At 66.2% G+C, this 16,262-nt stretch carries 16 protein-coding genes; 10 read left to right on the forward strand and 6 right to left on the reverse strand.

The window, feature by feature from the left end; translation table 11 throughout:
* The 7 genes from DUPY_RS01180 to DUPY_RS01210 all read left to right on the forward strand — a co-directional run.
* Positions 1-939: type II and III secretion system protein family protein (locus tag DUPY_RS01180; protein WP_371851722.1), on the forward strand; the 939-nt coding region annotated here is incomplete at its 5' end.
* A gap of 15 nt (positions 940-954) precedes the next feature.
* Positions 955-1,218 (forward strand): hypothetical protein, encoded by a 264-nt coding sequence (locus DUPY_RS01185; protein ID WP_070245897.1) that lies wholly within the window; start codon positions 955-957, stop codon positions 1,216-1,218.
* Positions 1,219-1,227: 9 nt separating this feature from the next.
* Positions 1,228-2,412: a CpaE/TadZ family protein gene (locus DUPY_RS01190; protein ID WP_070245898.1), complete on the forward strand. Its 1,185-nt coding sequence runs from the start codon at positions 1,228-1,230 to the stop codon at positions 2,410-2,412.
* Between the two features lie 10 nt (positions 2,413-2,422).
* Positions 2,423-3,778 (forward strand): TadA family conjugal transfer-associated ATPase, encoded by a 1,356-nt coding sequence (locus DUPY_RS01195; RefSeq protein WP_070245899.1) that lies wholly within the window; start codon positions 2,423-2,425, stop codon positions 3,776-3,778.
* Between the two features lie 3 nt (positions 3,779-3,781).
* Positions 3,782-4,768 (forward strand): type II secretion system F family protein, encoded by a 987-nt coding sequence (locus tag DUPY_RS01200; protein ID WP_070245900.1) that lies wholly within the window; start codon positions 3,782-3,784, stop codon positions 4,766-4,768.
* Between the two features lie 22 nt (positions 4,769-4,790).
* Entirely contained in the window at positions 4,791-5,723 is a 933-nt protein-coding gene (locus DUPY_RS01205) for a type II secretion system F family protein (protein WP_070245901.1), read from the forward strand.
* Between the two features lie 14 nt (positions 5,724-5,737).
* Positions 5,738-6,520, forward strand: a complete 783-nt coding sequence (locus DUPY_RS01210) for a LytR C-terminal domain-containing protein (protein ID WP_070245902.1) — start codon at positions 5,738-5,740, stop codon at positions 6,518-6,520.
* Positions 6,521-6,619: 99 nt separating this feature from the next.
* Here the strand turns inward: DUPY_RS01210 and DUPY_RS01215 are convergent, their stop codons facing one another.
* From DUPY_RS01215 to DUPY_RS01225, 3 genes are all read right to left on the reverse strand, one after another.
* A complete protein-coding gene (locus tag DUPY_RS01215; protein WP_070245903.1) occupies positions 6,620-7,387 on the reverse strand; it encodes a GIN domain-containing protein in 768 nt (255 codons plus the stop codon).
* A 28-nt stretch (positions 7,388-7,415) separates the two neighbouring features.
* Positions 7,416-7,622 carry a hypothetical protein gene (locus DUPY_RS01220; RefSeq protein ID WP_070245904.1) on the reverse strand — a complete coding sequence of 69 codons (207 nt, stop codon included), beginning with the start codon at positions 7,620-7,622 and terminating at the stop codon, positions 7,416-7,418.
* 135 nt (positions 7,623-7,757) lie between these two features.
* Complete coding sequence (locus DUPY_RS01225; protein WP_070245905.1) at positions 7,758-8,651, reverse strand: LysR family transcriptional regulator; 894 nt, start codon at positions 8,649-8,651, stop codon at positions 7,758-7,760.
* 170 nt (positions 8,652-8,821) lie between these two features.
* Here DUPY_RS01225 and DUPY_RS01230 point away from each other — a divergent pair, with 170 nt between their 5' ends.
* The 3 genes from DUPY_RS01230 to DUPY_RS01240 all read left to right on the forward strand — a co-directional run bounded on the left by DUPY_RS01230 (position 8,822) and on the right by DUPY_RS01240 (position 11,807).
* Entirely contained in the window at positions 8,822-9,691 is an 870-nt protein-coding gene (locus DUPY_RS01230) for an alpha/beta fold hydrolase (protein WP_229255200.1), read from the forward strand.
* Positions 9,692-9,876: 185 nt separating this feature from the next.
* Entirely contained in the window at positions 9,877-10,872 is a 996-nt protein-coding gene (locus DUPY_RS01235) for an alpha/beta fold hydrolase (RefSeq protein ID WP_071651563.1), read from the forward strand.
* Between the two features lie 146 nt (positions 10,873-11,018).
* Positions 11,019-11,807 (forward strand): transporter substrate-binding domain-containing protein, encoded by a 789-nt coding sequence (locus tag DUPY_RS01240; protein ID WP_084640487.1) that lies wholly within the window; start codon positions 11,019-11,021, stop codon positions 11,805-11,807.
* A 42-nt stretch (positions 11,808-11,849) separates the two neighbouring features.
* Here the strand turns inward: DUPY_RS01240 and DUPY_RS01245 are convergent, their stop codons facing one another.
* Genes DUPY_RS01245 through DUPY_RS01255 form a run of 3 tightly spaced genes read right to left on the reverse strand, consistent with a single transcriptional unit; the run spans position 11,850 to position 16,215 of the window.
* The gene (locus DUPY_RS01245) at positions 11,850-13,928 is read right to left on the reverse strand and encodes a TonB-dependent receptor (protein ID WP_070245906.1); all 2,079 of its coding nucleotides are present in this window, start codon (positions 13,926-13,928) and stop codon (positions 11,850-11,852) included.
* Positions 13,928-15,826, reverse strand: a complete 1,899-nt coding sequence (locus DUPY_RS01250; RefSeq protein WP_070245907.1) for a M56 family metallopeptidase — start codon at positions 15,824-15,826, stop codon at positions 13,928-13,930. The genes DUPY_RS01245 and DUPY_RS01250 overlap by 1 nt, the downstream gene beginning before the upstream one ends.
* Positions 15,823-16,215, reverse strand: a complete 393-nt coding sequence (locus DUPY_RS01255; RefSeq protein ID WP_070245908.1) for a BlaI/MecI/CopY family transcriptional regulator — start codon at positions 16,213-16,215, stop codon at positions 15,823-15,825. Before DUPY_RS01255 ends, DUPY_RS01250 begins: the two co-directional genes overlap by 4 nt.
* Between the last annotated feature and the right edge of the window lie 47 nt (positions 16,216-16,262).

Consider the following 16,262-nt stretch of genomic DNA (forward strand, 5'->3'; position numbering starts at 1 on the left):
AGCGGCGACAAGGAGGGCGCCGCCGCCAGCGCTGCCGGCGCGGGCACATCTACCGGCGCCGGCACCGGTACTGGCACTGCCCAGGCCCGCGTGATCAACTTCCTCAACGTCAGCGCGCCGCAGCAGGTGATGCTGGAGGTGAAAATCGCCGAGGTGTCCAAGACCCTGCTCGACAAGCTCGAAAGCGGCGTCTCGCTCGGCGTGGGTGGCGGCAGCTGGGCCAGCGTACTGGCGGCGAACTTCCTGACCGGCACCCTGCGCGGCGGCCTGGCCGTAGGCCGTCCCAATGGCGACCGCTTCGGCATCGCGGCCGAGAAGCAGGAAGGCCTCGTGCGCATCCTGGCCGAACCGACGGTGATGGCGATCAGCGGCCAGGAAGGCAGTTTTCTCGCCGGCGGCAAGATCCTGATACCGGTGGCGACCGATAACAACAAGGTCACGCTGGAGGAGAAGGAGTTCGGCGTGGGCCTGCGCTTTACGCCGACCGTGCTGGCCGGCGGACGCATCAACCTGCGGGTGGCGCCGGAAGTATCGGAACTGTCGCGCGAGGGCGTGGGCATTTCGGCCAGCGGTGTTGGCGGCGTCTCGATCCTGCCGCTGATCACCACCCGGCGCGCCGCCACCACGGTGGAGCTGCAGGACGGCCAGAGCTTCGCCATCGGTGGCCTGATCAAGAACAACCGCACCACCAACATCAACGGCCTGCCGATCCTGGGCGAGCTGCCGATCCTGGGCGCGCTGTTTCGCAGCACCGATTTTCAGCACGACCGCACCGAGCTGCTGTTCGTGGTCACGCCGCGCCTGGTGCGGCCGCTGCCGGCCGACTACCAGCTGCCGACCGACAGCATGACCGCACCCACCCGCACCGAGCTGTTCTTGGGCGGCAAGCTCGAAGGCGCACCACCGCCATCACCAGTACCAGGGGCACCACCCCGATAAACCTCAGGAACCTTTATGCGACTCTTTTTCGTGATGCTGGCGGCATGCACGCTGGCCGGCTGCGCCTTGTCTCCGCCCGGTACGCCGTACTGGGACACCCACTTCGGCGCCAACGCGCGCCTGGCGCTGGCAGCGCAGGTGATCGATGCCGATGCCAGCCGCAACCCCGACCCGGTGGCCGGCATCGACGGCAAGGCTGCGCAGCAAGGTTATGTACGGTACCAAAAATCGTTCAGCGATCCGCCGCCACAGCCCACCTTTGTCATCACCGCCAAGTAAGGAACCGCCATGAGAGCACTGATGATCAGCAACGACAGCCTGCTGCACGCCGAGGTGGCGGCGCAGGGATCGGCGCGCCTGCCGGCGGTGCAACTGGTGGCTACGCGCCACGGCCTGCGCGATGCCGTCGAGCGCCAGTTGCCGGAGGCGCCGGACCTGGTGATTTTCGATGCCAGCGACGTCGAGCCGGCCGAGGGTGAGCTGGTGGAACGCCTGTCGAGAAACTATCCGGCGGCGTCGTTCATGCTGCTCACGCGCGCGCCGCAGCACGACCTCCTGATCCGCGCCATGCGCGCCGGCATGCGCGAGGTGCTGCAATTGCCGCTGGTGCACCGCGCCTTCCACGAGGCGATGGACCGCATCGAGGTGGCGGCGGGGGTGAGCCGCATGCGCGCTGGCCGCGTGCTGGCCTTTATCTCCTGCAAAGGCGGCAGCGGCGCCACCTTCCTGGCCACCAATTTCGGCTATGCACTGGCCGCGCTGGCCGATAAAAAAGTGCTGCTGATCGATTTGCACGGCCAGTTCGGCGACGCCACGCTGTATGTGTCGGACCAGAAGCCGGCCATGACATTGTCCGACATCTGCGGCCAGATCGGCCGCATGGACGGCGCCTTTCTGGACTCGTGCCTGGTGCACGTGGCGTCCAACTTCGGCGTGCTGGCGGCGGCCGACGACCCGCAGCACCTGGTGGAGATGAAGCCCGAGCACATGGACACCATCCTGCGGGTGGCGCGCCAGCACTACGACTACATCGTGCTCGACGTGGGCCGCCAGATCGACGCCATCTCGCTGCGCGCGCTCGACCAGGCCGATTCGATCTTCCCGGTGCTGCAACTGGCGCTGCCCGACATTCGCGACGGTCGCCGCCTGCTCGACATCTTCCGCTCGCTCGGCTACCCCGGCGAACGGATGCGCCTGATCGTCAACCGCTACGAGAAGGGCGGCAAGCTGCGCCTGGTGGACCTGGAGCAGGCGCTGGGCGCGGAGGTGATGCACACGGTGCCGAACGATTATGTCGCGGCGACCGATTCGGTCAACCAGGGCATCCCGGTGCTGCAACTGTCGCGCAGCAGCGCGGTAGCGCGCAGCCTGGCCGACATGGTGGAACTGGTGACGGCGCGCCGCGTGGCCGAGAGCCGCGGCCTGTTCGACCGCCTGTTCGGCCGCAACAGCAGCGAACACCACATCGACTAGGAGAAACGACATGAGCTTGCGCGAACGCCTGGCCCTGGCCGGCGATGGCCGCCCCGGTGTCCCCAGTGTGCCCGGTATGCCGTCTTTGGCCGCTGCCGCCTACCAGGAACTGAAAAAGAGCATGCACCACATGATCATGGAGCGCATTGACCTCGAACGCTTGCAGCGGCTCACGCCAGAGCAGTTCAAGCACGAGCTGGCGCTGCTGGTCCAGCGCATCATCGAGGAAGAGCGCATCGTGCTCAATCAGCACGAGCGCCACAGCCTGGTGCTCGACATCCAGCACGAGATGCTCGGCTTCGGCCCGCTCGAACCGCTGCTGGCCGATCCCGGCGTCTCCGACATCCTGGTCAACACCGCTGCCATGGTGTACGTGGAGCGCGCCGGCCGGCTCGAGCTGACCGATGTCACTTTCAACGACAATGCCCACCTGATGAAGATCATCGAGAAAATCGTCTCGCGCGTGGGCCGCCGGGTGGACGAATCGAGCCCGATGGTGGATGCGCGCCTGCCCGACGGCTCGCGCGTCAACGCCATCATTCCGCCGCTGGCGATCGACGGTCCGATCCTGTCGATCCGCCGCTTCGCGGTCAACCCGCTCACCATCGACAACCTGCTGGCCAACCGCAGCCTGACGCCGCCGATGGTGGAGGTGCTGGCCGCGCTGGGCCACGCCAAGGTCAACATCCTGATCTCGGGCGGCACCGGCAGCGGCAAGACCACGCTGCTCAACGTGCTGTCGGGCTTCATTCCGGCCCAGGAGCGCATCGTCACCATCGAGGATGCGGCCGAGCTGCAAATGCGCCAGCCGCACGTGGTGCGGCTGGAAACCCGGCCGCCGAATATCGAAGGCAAGGGCGAGGTGAATCAGCGCTCGCTGGTGCGCAACGCGCTGCGCATGCGCCCCGACCGCATCATCCTGGGCGAGGTGCGCGGGCCGGAAGCGCTCGACATGCTGCAGGCGATGAACACCGGCCACGAAGGCTCGCTGGCCACGGTCCACTCCAATACCCCGCGCGATGCGCTCGCGCGGCTGGAGAACATGGTGGGCATGGCCGGCGTGAACCTGACGCCGCGCGCCACCCGCCAGCAGATCTGCTCCGCCGTCACGGTGGTGATGCAGGTCTCGCGCCTGACCGACGGCACCCGCAAGCTGGTCAGCCTGCAGGAAGTGACCGGGATGGAGGGCGACGTGATTGCCATGCACGAGATTTTCCACTTCGAGCAGCGCGGGGTCGATGCCAAGGGCCGCGTGCAGGGTGCGTTTTCCGCCACCGGCGTGCGGCCGCGCTTTGCCGACCGCCTGCGCATGTTCGGCGTGCCGGTGCCCGACGCCGTGTTCGATCCCGCCCGGGTCTTCGAGTAAGCCATGGACGCGGTCTTTTCCGCCTTTGCGGTGCTGCTGTTCGCCGCCGTGATCCTGCTGGTCGAAGGCGCCTGGTTGTGGTGGTCGGCGGCCCACGGTGGCGGCGCTCGCCGCATCTCGCGGCGCCTGCGGCTGATGGCCGAGCGCGGGCCGGGCGGCGCCGAGCGGGTGGACATCGTCAAGCGCCGCACCTGGAGCAGCCGGCCGGCGATCGAACGCCTGCTGCGTCGCCTCGGCCCCTGGTGCAAGCTGGCCGCGCTCGACGCGCTGCTGTTGCAGGCCGGCGTGCAATGGTCGGTGGCGCAGTTTCTCGGCGCGCTGCTGGTGCTGGGCGCCATCGGCCTGGTGGCGCCGGCCATGGCCGGGCTGCCGGGCGTGGGGGCGTTGCTGGCGCTGGGGCTGGCAGTGGCGCTGCCGTGGATGGTGCTGCTGCGCACGCGCCGCGAACGGCTGACCAGGCTGGAACAGCAGTTGCCCGAGGCGGCCGATTTTTTCGGCCGCGCGCTGCGCGCCGGCCACTCGTTCGCCAACGTCATGCAAATGGTGGCCGACGAACTGCCCGAACCAATCGCCGGCGAGTTCCGCACCGCCTACGAGGAGATCAATTACGGCGTCTCGATGAGCGAGGCGCTGCACAACCTGGCCTACCGGGTGCCGCTGACCGACCTGCGCTACCTGATCATCGCGGTGCTGATCCAGCGCGAGTCGGGCGGCAACCTGGCCGAGGCGCTGGGCAACATCAGCCGCCTGATCCGCGCGCGCCTGAAGCTGCTGGCGCAGGTGCGGGTGATGTCGGCCGAAGGGCGCATGTCGGCCTGGATCCTGGGCCTGTTGCCGCTGGTGGTGATGTTCCTGATGTCGCTGACCAACCCGGAATACATCAGCGTGTTGTGGACCGATCCGATCGGTGTCGCGCTGATGTGGTACGCAGGGGCGATTGCGACCGGTGGCGTGTTATGGATGCGAAAACTGATCCGCATCCGCATCTAGGATATTGACGAGGGAGCATGGCATGACTGGTCAGCAGATGATTTTTCTCGCGCTGGTGTTTGCGGTGGTGGCCGGCCTGGTATTCGTGGCGGTGCGGCTGTTTGCGCCGGTGCAGGTGCGCGAGCGCCTGGGCGGCGCGCTCGCCCCCGAAACACAGGCGGACGCGCCGCAGCAGGGCTGGGTGGAAAAGGTGGCGCACGCGGCGCAGCCGTTCTCGCGCCTGTCGCTGCCGGAGGAGGGGTGGGAGCGCTCGCCGCTGCGTACGCGCTTCATGAACGCGGGCTGGCGCAGCGCCTCGGCGCCGTCGCTGTACTTCGCCGCCAAGACCGTGCTGGCGCTGGCGTTGCCGGCGCTGGCGACGGTGCTGGTGGCGCTGCTCAGCGGCCACGCGCCGCAACAAGGCCACATGGCGCTGCTCTTGATCGCCGCCAGCGTCGGCTACTACCTGCCCAACCTGGTGCTGTCGCGCCGGGCAACGCGCCGCTGCCGTGAAATCTTCGAGACCTTTCCCGACGCACTGGACCTGCTGACCGTGTGCGTGGAAGCTGGCCTGAGCCTGGAGCGCGCGCTGGCCAAGGTGGCCGGCGAAATCCACATCAAGAGCGTGACCCTGGCGCAGGAACTGCAACTGGTGCTGATGGAAATGCGCGCAGGCTTCAGCAAGGAAAAGGCGCTGCGCAACCTGGCCTTGCGCAGCGGCGTGGAAGACGTCGATACGCTGGTGGCCATGCTGATCCAGTCCGAGCGTTTCGGCACCAGCATGGGCGATTCGCTGCGGGTGCACTCCGACAACCTGCGCAGCAAGCGCAGCGTGCAGGCCGAGGAGGCGGCGGCCAAGATCGCGCTCAAGTTGCTGTTCCCGCTGATCTTCTGCATTTTCCCCACGCTGATGCTGGTCCTGATCGGACCGGCCGGCATTTCGATCTACCGCTCGGTGCTGCCCACCGGCCAATAAACCAGGAGCGCATGATGAAGAACATCCCGATCGCTGCCGCTGCCACATTCGCCGGCTTGTTGATGGCGGCGTGCGGCGGCATGCACACCGCCAGCGTCGCGCCGTCGCCATCATCGGCAGCGCCGCAGGACACCATCACGGCGCTGGAGCGCGCCTGCCTGCTCGAACCCACCAATGCGGCCAACTGGGCGCGCCTGGCCACTGCGCTGGAAGCGGACGGCCAGCGCGAACGGGCCGCGCGTTTTTACCAGCAGGCCGCCACGCTCGCCGCGCACGATGCCCGGCGCGACTACGCCTTGCTGGCGGCTGCCGCGCCGGCTGCCGCTGCATCTGCTGCGGCTGCGACGCCAGCTGGTGCCGCCCACGGTCCATATGCCGACATGCCGCGCACGCAGGTGCAGCAGATCGGTGCGGCGCTGGTGCAGGTGGTCCGGGTGGCAGCGCCGCCGCTGGTCGCGCGGATGGAACCGCCCGCAGTGTCGTCAAAGTCGGTCACAGCGCCATCCGCGCCGGTGCAGCTGGAAATTTGCAACGGCAACGGCGTGACCGGCGCGGCGGCCAGCCTGGCGCGCGTGGCGCGCACACTGAACCTCGATGGCGTGACGACGGTACGGCTGACCAATGCGCGGCCGTTCACCGTGGCGCGCACCCGCATCGAGTACCCGCACGCGCAGCGCGCGATGGCCGAGGAACTGGCGCAGCGGCTCGACATCGCGCTCAAGTTCCGGCGTAAGACGGCGCCGCACGAGCTGCGCATCGTGCTCGGGCACGACGGCGGCCGCGGCCGGCCCAAGTAAAAAAAACCGCCCGGAAGGAGATCATCCCCCGGACGGTGAAAAAAACACACCCATGTGTTTTCCTGTTGCTGCCTTCGCATTCCTTACCGAGATAGATTCTTACTGCCAGCTCACGCTGCCCAGCCCCTGTGCCGAGGACTGGCGGTTGGCCGGCTTGCCATAGACCGTGGCCGAACCGAGTCCGCTCAGGTTCATCGTGGCGCGTGTTTTGGCGTACACGCTGGCGCTGCCCAGTCCCGACAGTCGTACATCGACCGATTCGGCCCGCAGTTGCTGGGCATCGAGGCTGCCCACGCCGCCGAGGGAGGCGTTCAGTTGCCTGGTCTGGCCGATCATCTCTATGCGGCCAGCACCGTTCAGATGCAAGTCGACGTTGTCACTGTTGCCGGCATTGACGGTCATGCCGCCGATCCCGCCCAGGTGTACGTCGACGTTGCGATATTGTGCGTTGACCTTGACCGCCCCCGCGCCTTGCAGCGTGAGGCGCAGCGTGTCGCCGCTAAAGCCGTTCACTTCGGTGGCGCCCACGCCACCGGACACCACTTCGCGCAGGTTCGGCAGCGTCAGTTCCGCGCGCAGGTCGTGCTTGTTGCCGAAGCTGATGTTATTGGTTTTGCCGGTGTCGATGCGCAGCTGGTCGCCGCTTTGCAGCACCGTCACTTTCTTCAACGCTTCCGGTTTGCCGTACAAGGTCAGCGATGCCACCGGCCCTTGTTTGACCTTGATGCTGATGACGCCATCGAGGTTGAGATTGACAGTGCGCGCATCGACGCTGCGGCTCTCGCTGGTGATCTCCGCAGCCAGCGCGGCAGGGGTGCCGCTGCACAGAACCGCAGCCAGCATGGCGGCCTTCAGGGTGGTTTTCATCATGCGCTCCGTCGTCGTCGGGGTGGGATTACAGCGCGGCTTTTTCAGCGGCGGTCAAGCGCTTGGCGGTGATGGTCACTACCTGCATAGCTACTGCGTTGGCAGTTTGTGCGGCCACGTTGTCGGCGGCGATGAAGATGCGTGGCGCCGGGGTGCTGGCCGTGGCCAGCGAGGTGGCGCCGGCGATGATGGCGGTGGCGATGAAGACGGCTTCCATGTTTTTTGCGATGTTCATTTTTGAGCTCCTTGGGGTGGTTGGTTCGTTGCGATGAGTGAACTATAGACAAGGGCTCCCGGTACCACCATCGGGATGTGACGAACTGCAAAAAACGGGGGGCAGACTGCGGAAATGCGGTGAGATCGAGGTTTGTTATTGTGCGCCGCAGAGGCTTTGCTGGCTGTCGGCATACAGCGTGGTGATCCAGGCGGACACCGTCTTGAAGCGGGCGATCGAGCCGGCGTCGCGGTGGCTGAGCAGCCAGATGTCGCGCAGTACTTCCACCTGCTCGCCGAGGCGCTGCAAGCCTTCCTGCTCGCCCATGATGCAAGGCAGCAGCGCCATGCCGACGCCGGCGCGGCAGCCGCGCACCATCGTGCTCAGGCTGTTGACCTTGAGTACCCGGCGCGGTGCCGGCGTCATCGCGGCCAGCCACTGCATTTCGCCGGTGGCGGCCAGGGCGTCGTCGTAGGCAATCCACGGTTGCTCGCCCCAGGCGTCGCGTGCAACGCCGGCAAAGCGCGGATGGCCATATACGGCAAAGCCGAGATCGCCGAGTTTGCGCATCACCAGCGCCGCATCCTCGCTCGGCTTGCCCAGGCGCAGCGCGAAGTCGGCCTCGCGCCGGGTGAACGACAGGTTCTGGTTTTCCGCCTGCAAGGTCAGCGTGATATGCGGGTGGCTGGCATGCAGTGCCGGCACGTGGTCGAGCAGCCAGTAATCGAACAGGAAGTCGATCGAGGTGATGTTGACCGGGCCGGCGGTGGCGTCCGCTTCCTGGCTCGCGGCTTGCAACATGCTTTGCACATTGCCGAACACGCCCTCGGCGTGGCGCACGAACACCTGGCCGGCGTCGGTGAGGCAATAGCCGGTGTTGTCGCGGATGAACAGGCGCAGCTGCAGGGATTTTTCGGCGGCGGCAATACGCCGGCTGATGGTGGAGGCATCGACACCGAGCTGCCGGCCCGCCGCGCTCATATTGCCGCTGCGGGACAATGCGAGGATCAGGGGAATGTCGTTCCAGTCGAAGTCGGTGCTCGTCGGCATCTTGGGTTCCAGGCATGGAGGGTGGGGAGGGAGCTCTGCAAGATTGCAAAGTGACCTTGCAGGCTTGTCTGTTCCACAAACCGGGCGGCAGGCCTAAGATTCACTCCATCGCAACGCCGCCAGCCAGAGACTCTAGCACAGCGGCCACCCACAAAAAATTGACTAAAAGGATGAAGATCATGAACACCCCCGCTCCCGTTACCCACACCGTCAGCACCATCACCACCCGCGACGGCGTCGAGATCTACTACAAGGACTGGGGTCCGCGCACCGGTCAACCGGTAGTGCTGAGCCACGGCTGGCCGCTCAATGCCGACAGCTGGGAGTCCGCAGCCTTCCACCTGGCCAACAACGGCTTCCGCGTGATCACCCATGACCGTCGCGGCCATGGCCGCTCGAGCCAGCCCTGGGACGGCAACGACATGGACCACTACGCCGACGACCTGGCGCAGCTGATCGAGACGCTGGACCTGAACAACATCATCCTGGCCGGTTTTTCCACCGGTGGCGGTGAAGTGGCCCGCTACGTCGGCCGCCATGGCACCAAGCGCATCGCCAAGCTCGGTTTGATTTCGGCCGTACCACCGCTGATGCTCAAGACCGCCACCAACCCGGGCGGCCTGCCGATCGACGTATTCGACGGCATCCGCGCCGCATCGGTTGCCAACCGGGCGCAGTTGTACCTGGACCTGGCCTCCGGTCCGTTCTACGGCTTCAACCGGGCTGGCGCCAAGCCGTCGCAAGGGCTGATCAACGCGTGGTACGCCCAGGGCATGCAGGCCGGTCACAAGAATACCTATGACTCGATCAAGGCATTTTCGGAAACCGACTTCCGCGACGACCTGAAAAAATTCGACAAGCCAACCCTGGTGATCCACGGCGACGACGACCAGATCGTGCCGATCGACGCTGCCGGCAAAGCCTCGGCTGCGCTGATCAAGGGCTCCAGGCTGATCGTGTACCCGGGCGCGCCGCACGGCCTGACCGACACGCACAAGGAAAAATTCAACGCCGACTTCCTGGCGTTCGCCAAGTCGTAAGACATGCATGACCGGGGCCGCCCATGGGCGGCCCGGCATCGGCGTCAAAAAATATCTTTATAAATCGCTTGCTACAAGATAGCGCACGATATATATTACGCACATCGGCGCTGCACTTGTGACCGTAACAAGTGCAAACATAGCGCACTACCAAATCGTTTACTACTAAAATTCAGGAGCAGATCATGAGCAACGTTAATCAAACCCAGGAAGTGAGCCTTTCCCGTCGTTCCGCCTTGTTCAACAGCGTCGGCGTCGCCGCTGCCGCCGTGGCGATTCCACTCACCGCCATGGCTGCAGGCACCGCCGAAGCCGCTACTGCCAAAAACGCCGGCCCGGTGAGCCACACCGTCAGCACCATCACCACCCGCGACGGCGTCGAGATCTACTACAAGGACTGGGGTCCGCGCACCGGTCAACCGGTAGTGCTGAGCCATGGCTGGCCGCTCAATGCGGACAGCTGGGAGTCCGCCGCCTTCCACCTGGCCAACAACGGCTTCCGCGTGATCACCCATGACCGTCGTGGCCATGGCCGCTCGAGCCAGCCCTGGGACGGCAACGACATGGACCACTACGCCGACGACCTGGCGCAGCTGATCGAGACGCTGGACCTGAACAACATCATCCTGGCCGGTTTTTCCACCGGTGGCGGTGAAGTGGCCCGCTACGTCGGCCGCCATGGCACCAAGCGCATCGCCAAGCTCGGTTTGATTTCTGCCGTACCACCGCTGATGCTCAAGACCGCCACCAACCCGGGCGGCCTGCCGATCGACGTATTCGACGGCATCCGCGCCGCATCGGTTGCCAACCGGGCGCAGTTGTACCTGGACCTGGCTTCCGGTCCGTTCTACGGCTTCAACCGGGCTGGCGCCAAGCCGTCGCAAGGGCTGATCAACGCGTGGTACGCCCAGGGCATGCAGGCTGGTCACAAGAATACCTATGACTCGATCAAGGCATTTTCGGAAACCGACTTCCGCGACGACCTGAAAAAGTTCGACAAGCCAACCTTGGTGATCCACGGCGACGATGACCAGATCGTGCCGATCGACGCGGCCGGCAAAGCCTCGGCTGCGCTGATCAAGGGTTCCAGGCTGATCGTGTACCCGGGTGCGCCGCACGGCCTGACCGACACGCACAAGGAAAAATTCAACGCTGACTTCCTGGCGTTCGCCAAGTCCTGATGCGCTGATCACAGGCAGGAGCACGCCACGGCGGGCCGCGAGCAATCGCTGCCCGCCGGTAGTGACTGGTCGTGCGCACCCGCGTGTACATTTGGTTATTCTGTTCTACAGCCTTTATACTCGTTCCCTACCATTGGAGTCCGAGTATGAAAGTCCTGGCAACAGCCGCCTTGTTGATGTTATGCGGTCATGTCTGTGCCAGCGATTGCGTGGTGCGCGTGGCATATCCCGACCGTGACCGGCCGCCGTATTACATCGGCAACGGCCCCGCCATTCCGGCGGCGCCCGGTGCTGGCGCCGAACTGCTGCGGCAGGCGTTGCGCACCACAGGCTGCACGCCCGAGCTGGTGCGCTTGCCGCCGGCCCGCATCAAGCTCGCACTGACCAACGGCAGCATCGACTTTGCCCTGGTCGATTTGCCCGACAACGAAACACCGTATTCGGCGCTGCCCCTTACCGCCGCCGGCGTGCCCGACGCGCGGCGCGGCATGCGCGTGACCGCCGTGGTCTATGTGCGCGCCGCCGACGCCCTGCCGGCCAGCACCGTTCCACGCGACTATTTCCGCAACCGCATCCTGGCCTCGAACCAGTCCTCGTCGCTGGGCGACCAGCTGCGCGCCGACGGCTACAAGATCGACGACGGCGCGGCCGACGCCTTCAGCAATATGGACAAGCTGCTGCTGCGCCGCGTGGACGGCTTCACCATCGCCGTCTCCAGGCCGGATGCCGCCGACACAGCGATCGCCGGGCGCCACGGCGCCAACCTGGTCCGCCTGCCGATCCCGCTGCGCACTTCGACGGTATGGCTGTCGGCCAGCACCGCGTACCACCAGCAGCACGGCGAGCAGGTGGAGGCGGTGTGGAACTGGTGGAGCGAGAATTCGGCGCGCAGGCTGGCGGAGTTGATGCGGGTGTATGGCAAGGCAGCACCTTAACCAGGGGCCATTCTCATGTGGCCCCGACGCTGAGCCTCGCTCTTATCCTGCCCCGAACTTTTTCACCAACCCCACATACCACCGCCGCGCCACGAAATGGTCGGCACCGCGCTGGCGCAAGGTGCTCGCGTCGGTGCGGTAGGTGCGCCGGCTGCCGTCAAAGATGTCGTTGGCGTTGACGGTCAGGCTCAGCGTGCTGCTCAGCTCGCGCTTCCAGGTGGCGTTGACGCTGCTGGTCGCGCCATAACCGCCCAGCGGCGTAATGCTTGACGACTGCCACTGGGCGTCGAGCGACAGGTCGTCTCGTCCTGCGCGGTAACCGGCGCGCAGCTTCAGATATCCAGCCACGTCATGCTGGCGCACGTGGCCGTACAAATCGGGCGTGTCCAGTTGCACGGCATACGCGCCGCCGTCCAGCCCCAGGCGCAGCGCGGGTAATGGGGACGGCGATTGCGTCCAGTCGAGCGAGCCACTCACGCCGGTGGAGCTGGCGCGGCCGCCATTCTGGCGCGACGTGACCAGCACGTTGTCGTTGGTAAAACTGCGGGCCTCGATGACCGTTGCGCGGCTGACCCGGTGGAAGGCGCCCACGCTGGCGTTCACTTTTCCGGCTTGCACGTTCGCGCCCAGTTCCCACGAGGTGAGCCGTTGCGGTTGCAGGCCGGGATTGCCACGGCTGAGGTTTTGCGCATCGATATAGGTGATGAACGGATTGAGGTCGCGCGGATCGGGCCGTTGCAAGCTGCGGCGGTAGCCGAGCGTGAGATCGATTTTGTCGCTCAGCGCATAGATGCCGTGCAGGCTGGGATTGAACGCCTGCCAGCGCCCGGTTTGCGGCGCACCTTGCGCCGGCGTGATGCGCAGCGCCATGTGCTCGAGGCGGCCACCGAGCAGCACTTCCCAGCGCCCGCGCCTGATCTTGTCGGTGAGATAGGCAGCGGAGAGCCTGGTGGTTACCTTGTAGCGATTGGTGGTGGCGGGGTCGGGCGTTTCGGTCCCGGCTGCGCGGTCGACCGCCGCCTGGTAGTTGGCGAGATCGTTGACTTCATCCTGCACATCGACGCCCATGCCCCATTGGCCGGATTCGGCGGCGCGGGTCCAGTCCAGCGTGGCCTGGTCGAGTTGGCGCGCGGCCCTGGTTGCGCCGCGGCTGTCGCTGCTGGCGCGCAGCGGTTCCACATAAACGTCGCGGTACGATTTATCGACCAGGGTACGCGTGCTGCTGCGTGCCAGCACGGCCTTGAGCACCGAGCCTTGGCCCTGGCGGGTATAGGCGAGACTGGCGTCGTGGTCGGACTGCTCGTTGGGCCCGGTGGAGATGCGGTGGAAGATCGTTTGTTCGGCGCCGGTGGTGTTGAGCACATCGAGCCATGGCCGTGAGCGGCGCTGGTTGTAATGCGCAGACATGCTCAGGCTGTCGGCAGCGCTGAGCGCGTAGTCGACGCCCAGGCCGGCACTGTGCACGATGCGGCGCACGAACACCGACGAGGTCTGCCTGGTCTGTCCGGTGGCGCCGTCCTGCGGGTTGTTCCAGTCAACCGTGGACTCGCGGAATTTTTGCGTGCCATCGCGCCGGTATGCCAGGCTGCCGTTGACGCTGAGCTTGCCGGAGGTGACGTCGCCCGAAGCACCGGCATTCCACAGCCCTTGATCGGCTGCGCTGGCACGCAATTGCGCATGCGCGCCCGGCTGGCGCTGGCGCTTCAAGACGATATTGACGATGGCGCCGCCATTGGCGTTGTAGGCCGCCGACGGATTGGTGATCACTTCCACGCTGGCGATGTCGGCGCCGTTCATGGTCTGCAGCGCCACGGCCCGCTCGTCGCCGGCCAGCATGGCGCTGGGCTTGCCATCGACCAGTACCGTGACGTTGGTATTGCCGCGCACCGCGATGCGGCCGTCGGCGGCAACCGATACTTCCGGCGTCGATTGCAAGACATCCTGGGCCGTGCCGTTTTGCGCCCTGGCCATGGTGGCGACATCCACCACGGTCTTGTCCACCTTGCGGACCACGGTGTCCTTGCTGGCGGTGATGGTCACGCTTGGTGTGTCGGCCTCCTGCGCGCACGCGACCGCAGGCAACGCCGCCAGGCCCAGCACCACCAGCAGGGACGGTTTCATCAGAGCGTGCGCTGCGCCAACTCGCCCAGGAATGCCTGGCGTGTCTTCAGCCCGGCATAGCTGTTCGAGTCGGCCGGGTATTGCATCAGCCGCGCGAACACCAGCTTGCGGCCATCCTTGATGGTCCAGCCGACGAACCAGCCGATATAGTTGTCCTTGTCCGCGCTGCCGTCGGCCAGCCGCACCGGTGCGGTGCCGGTCTTGCCGTGCACTTCCCAGCCGTTCGGCGTTTCCTCGACCTTGAGCAGGCGCGCCGTCACGTCGTACGCCTGCGGCGACAGCGCCAGTTCGCGGTTGACCACTTTGCGCAGGAACTCGGTCTGCTGTTGCGGTGTAATGCGCAGCGTGGGCGACAGTTCGGACACCGCGACCGCATCGGCCACGCCGGCCACGCTGGCAAGCGTACGGTTACCGTAATCGAACGCCCGCACATAGTTCCGTACGCTGGCCGCACCGAGGCGCTTGGTCACTTGCTGCGAATACCAGACGATCGACTCGCGCAGCCAGCCGGCCGGATCGGTGCCATGGCGCCAGCCCGGATTGCTCGATGCATAGCTGGCCTTGTACGGCAGGTAGGGTGCGTGGTCGTCGCGCAGCACGCCGCTGTCGAACCCCATCAGGCTGATGGCGATCTTGAACGTGGAGGCGGGCGTGACGCTCGCATCGCACGTACCCTCGCGCACCAGAGCCACGCCGCTGGCGGCATCGACCAGCATGGTGCAGTCGAGCGATGCCGGTGTTGTTGCGGCGGCTGGCGGTGCTGTGGTATCAGGGCTGTGCTGCGCCGGGTTGTGGCCGGCCAGCAAGCGCGCTGGCTCGATGACCGGCTCGGCCGCCTGCCAGGCCAGTGCCGGTTGCAGCGCGAAGTTGGCCAGCGCCACCGCCGCCAGGCTGGCCAGCGCAACCCAGCGAGGCCAGGCGCGCGCAGTGGCGGGTGTTCGGATCAGGCCGATGCGCGCGGCCAGCGTGGGCGCATCGGTGCGGGCACTGCCGGCATCGCTGGCGCCGAACGCCAGCGCCATGCCGGCCGGGCGGCATTGAAGTTTCAGCTGCGCCACCAGCGCCGCCGCATACGCCTTGCGCTCGGCTGATGGACGGCCGCGCAGCACATCGCGGTCGCAACCGAATTCCTGCGCCCAGCCCAGGCGCGCACCGAGCAGGCGCATGAAGGGGTTGAACCAGAACAGGCTTTGCAGCAGGAGGGCAGCGGCGCTCCAGTGCAGGTCGCGGCGACGCCAGTGGGTCAGTTCGTGCTCGACGATCAGTTGCTGCTGGAGCGTATCGAAGCCACGCAAATGGCGTGGCAACAGCAGGCGTGGCCGGAACAGGCCCAGCAACATCGGCGACATCGGCACATCGACTTCGACCACGGCCAGCGGTACCTGCGTCCTGCTATGCTGCGCAAAACCTTTATGCTCGGATACCGCCAGCGGCAGGCCACTGGCGGCCAAGCCATCGAGCAAGCGCTGGGCGCGGCGCCAGCGCCACAATGCGTGGACCAGTCCCAGCAGGTACAACACCAGCCAGGCACGGCCGGCATCGCGCGCCCACGCCGACAGCGGCCGCTCGGTGGCGGCAGACGCCAGCGCCAACACCGGCGCGGCCGCCGCCTGCGCTGGCGGCACGGCTGGCATAGGGGCCGCTGGCGCCGCCTCCTGTTCGACGATCTCGATGATCGGCATCACCCGCAAGCCTTCGTCCGGCGGCAACAGCATCGCCAGGAACACCGCCGCCACCGCCACTTGCCCGCACAGCCACAGCGAACGCTGCTGCGCCAGCGCCGGCAGGGTGCGCCGGCACAGCACCGCCACCGCCCACACCGCGCCGCCAGCCGCCAGCGAACCGGCGGCGGCCAGCAGCAGGCGTGCCAGTACGACGTCGAGATCGATCGGCATCATGGCGCACCGTCCGCGCCATCGACGTCTTCGGGCCAGTGTTGCAGCAGTTGCTCGAGCTGATCGAGCTCCTGCTCGTCCACCAGCTTGCTGCCGGTGAACATCATCACCGGCAACGGCGTATCGATCTCCATCACGCGCTTGCCGAAGTCGCGCGCGAAGGCGGCCAGCGTATCGACCTTTTCCAGCACCGCCTCGTAGACCTGCACCCCGTGGCGCACCCGCTGCGTCACCATGCGTTTTTCCAGCATGCGTTCGAGCGTCTTGCGCGTGGAAGAATAGGTCCAGCCCAGCTCTTCTTCGACATGCTCGTGCAATTCGCGCGCGCTCAGGGGCTGGTGGCGCCACAGGGCTTTGAGCAGGGCCAGTTCGGTCATGGATGGGGTGGACATGGTGGGCTTTCTTGTGACGAGTATGGCAATGATGTGACAGATGTCAC

Origin of the sequence: Duganella phyllosphaerae (genome assembly GCF_001758785.1) — a bacterium.
Taxonomy (GTDB): domain Bacteria; phylum Pseudomonadota; class Gammaproteobacteria; order Burkholderiales; family Burkholderiaceae_D; genus Rugamonas; species Rugamonas phyllosphaerae.

Bases quoted from the DNA above. Each gene is read 5' to 3' on its own strand.
- DUPY_RS01190 (WP_070245898.1), top strand. From the start codon at position 1,228: ATGAGAGCACTGATGATCAGCAACGACAGCCTGCTGCACGCCGAGGTG.
- DUPY_RS01240 (WP_084640487.1), top strand. From the start codon at position 11,019: ATGAAAGTCCTGGCAACAGCCGCCTTGTTGATGTTATGCGGTCATGTC.
- DUPY_RS01215 (WP_070245903.1), bottom strand. From the start codon at position 7,387: ATGAAAACCACCCTGAAGGCCGCCATGCTGGCTGCGGTTCTGTGCAGC.
- DUPY_RS01220 (WP_070245904.1), bottom strand. From the start codon at position 7,622: ATGAACATCGCAAAAAACATGGAAGCCGTCTTCATCGCCACCGCCATC.
- DUPY_RS01210 (WP_070245902.1), top strand. From the start codon at position 5,738: ATGAAGAACATCCCGATCGCTGCCGCTGCCACATTCGCCGGCTTGTTG.
- DUPY_RS01195 (WP_070245899.1), top strand. From the start codon at position 2,423: ATGAGCTTGCGCGAACGCCTGGCCCTGGCCGGCGATGGCCGCCCCGGT.
- DUPY_RS01255 (WP_070245908.1), bottom strand. From the start codon at position 16,215: ATGTCCACCCCATCCATGACCGAACTGGCCCTGCTCAAAGCCCTGTGG.
- DUPY_RS01250 (WP_070245907.1), bottom strand. From the start codon at position 15,826: ATGATGCCGATCGATCTCGACGTCGTACTGGCACGCCTGCTGCTGGCC.
- DUPY_RS01245 (WP_070245906.1), bottom strand. From the start codon at position 13,928: ATGAAACCGTCCCTGCTGGTGGTGCTGGGCCTGGCGGCGTTGCCTGCG.
- DUPY_RS01230 (WP_229255200.1), top strand. From the start codon at position 8,822: ATGAAGATCATGAACACCCCCGCTCCCGTTACCCACACCGTCAGCACC.
- DUPY_RS01235 (WP_071651563.1), top strand. From the start codon at position 9,877: ATGAGCAACGTTAATCAAACCCAGGAAGTGAGCCTTTCCCGTCGTTCC.
- DUPY_RS01225 (WP_070245905.1), bottom strand. From the start codon at position 8,651: ATGCCGACGAGCACCGACTTCGACTGGAACGACATTCCCCTGATCCTC.
- DUPY_RS01205 (WP_070245901.1), top strand. From the start codon at position 4,791: ATGACTGGTCAGCAGATGATTTTTCTCGCGCTGGTGTTTGCGGTGGTG.
- DUPY_RS01185 (WP_070245897.1), top strand. From the start codon at position 955: ATGCGACTCTTTTTCGTGATGCTGGCGGCATGCACGCTGGCCGGCTGC.
- DUPY_RS01200 (WP_070245900.1), top strand. From the start codon at position 3,782: ATGGACGCGGTCTTTTCCGCCTTTGCGGTGCTGCTGTTCGCCGCCGTG.